This is a genomic window from Mycobacterium sp. 663a-19 (assembly GCF_035616495.1).
Classification (GTDB): Bacteria; Actinomycetota; Actinomycetes; order Mycobacteriales; family Mycobacteriaceae; genus Mycobacterium.
This window is the reverse complement of record NZ_JAPJAV010000029.1, coordinates 1-1515: the sequence shown is the minus strand read 5'-3', so window position 1 is coordinate 1515 and position 1515 is coordinate 1. Positions and strand designations below refer to the sequence as shown.

Genomic DNA, 1515 nt, shown 5'->3' with positions numbered 1-1515 from the left:
GCGGTCCCGGTCAGCGAGGTCATCACCGCCCCCGAATCCGGGGCCGGCAACCTCGTCGGCGGCGTGCCCGCCACCACAGGAGCCGGCATGGCCCGCGGCGCCGGCGCCGGACCACGCTACGGATTCAAACCCACCGTCATGGCCCGCCCACTCTCCGCCGGATAACCACCGGATACCCACCCGCCAACGCCATCGGCGGGTATTTGCTGCGGCGGGATTTTTTGTCCCCGATCGGGGCGTCCGCCGCCTCGCGCGGGCGACGGCTGCCCGCGGCTGGCCGACGTCGTCCGCCCGTTACCGCAGATGATGACCGTGCCCGCCGCACATTTTGGGTCTCGCGGCGCCGCCCACGCCCGCCGCCACGCTCCCTACGGGTGTTGTGGCACCCCGGGGGCCCGTCGCTTCGACGACCCGGGCGGGGGCGTTCCGCTCATTAGCCTCACACGAAAGGGACTTGCTGAAAGGCGCCAAGTGGGGGCAACGCGTGAGGGGATCGTCGTTCGGGTTCGGCGGTGGGTAGGTGTTCGATTTCGGGGCGTTACCGCCGGAGGTCAACTCGGGTCTGATGTATGCCGGTCCGGGGTCGGGGCCGATGATGGCCGCGGCCGCGGCCTGGGACGGGTTGGCGGCTGAGTTGGCCGCGGCGGCCGCCGGTTATGGCTCGGTGGTCTCGGAGCTGACCGGCGCGCCCTGGGTGGGCCCGGCGTCGGCGTCGATGCTGTCGGCGGTCACCCCGTATGTCAGCTGGCTGGACACCATGGCCGGGCAGGCCGAGGAGACGGCCAACCAGGCCCGCGCGGCCGCGGCCGCCTACGAGACGGCGTTCATGATGACGGTGCCCCCGCCGGTGATCGCGGCCAACCGGGTGCTGCTGGCCACGCTGATCGCGACCAACTTCTTCGGGCAAAACACCCCCGCGATCGCCGCGACCGAGGCCCAGTACCTGGAGATGTGGGCCCAAGACGCCACCACCATGTACGGCTATTCGGCGTCCTCGGCAACGGCCTCGACCTTGACGCCGTTTCGCTCACCGCCGAACACCACCACCCCGCAGGCCCCGGCCGACCAGGCGCTGGCGGTCGCGCAGGCCCAGGCCACCCCCGCCGGCAACTCCGGACAAACCGTCGCGAGCATGACCCCACAACTGGCATCGACCCCCGCCACGCAGGCCCCCGGCACGGTGGGGCTACCCAACCCGAACACGCCGTGGTGGCAACTCAGCCCCGCCAACTACGACACGGTCCTCAAACGGATGACCGGCCTGCCCTATCAGTCGAATGGCCTGGCGGCCTTCGGGGTAGCCATCGGGCAGCAGTTGTTCAACGGCCCGGTGGGAACCACCGCCGGTGCCCAGGGCGCATTCTTCGTCACACCGCAATTCGCCGCCCTGGGCGCCGGCGGCTGGACCTGGCACCCGGCCGCCCTGCCGGCGGCCACGGCAAGCCTGTCGTCGGCGACCAAGATCGGCGGGCTCTCGGTGCCGCAGAGCTGGGCCGCCGCCACCGGCGTCGAAGA

General features: G+C 71.7%; 2 protein-coding genes. Both read left to right on the top strand.

What is annotated here, in order from left to right:
* Positions 1–165, top strand: a 165-nt coding sequence (locus tag OQ968_RS24690) for a PPE family protein, SVP subgroup (protein WP_420716003.1), incomplete at its 5' end; no start/stop codon positions are given.
* Between the two features lie 355 nt (positions 166–520).
* Positions 521–1515, top strand: a 995-nt coding sequence (locus tag OQ968_RS24685; protein ID WP_324682276.1) for a PPE family protein, incomplete at its 3' end; no start/stop codon positions are given.